Annotated in this window: 1 protein-coding gene; it reads left to right on the top strand. The window is 42.7% G+C overall.

The features are described from left to right. Positions 1 to 232: FAS1-like dehydratase domain-containing protein (locus AAEZ03_RS29035; protein WP_350583470.1), on the top strand; the 232-nt coding region annotated here is incomplete at both ends.

The following is a 232-nucleotide window of genomic DNA, read 5'->3' on the forward strand; positions in this document are numbered from 1 at the left end:
TGCAAGCACAGAATGTGGTGTTGTCTCAAGATAAAACTCGCCAATATGCTGCCGTGTGTGGTTTTGAATACGATGGAGTGCTGTTGCCGCCAACGTATTTGTATGTCTGGGCATTTCGTTTACATGCGATGATCTTTACCCATAAAGCAGTTACATTTCCGTTACTTGGAATGATCCACTTAAAAAATAGTATCCGTATATTACGCCCGGTGCGAGTCGATGAAACATTGAC

It is taken from the genome of Pseudomonas sp. HY2-MNA-CIBAN-0224 (assembly GCF_040310285.1).
In the GTDB taxonomy this organism is placed as follows: Bacteria; Pseudomonadota; Gammaproteobacteria; order Pseudomonadales; family Pseudomonadaceae; genus Aquipseudomonas; species Aquipseudomonas helleri.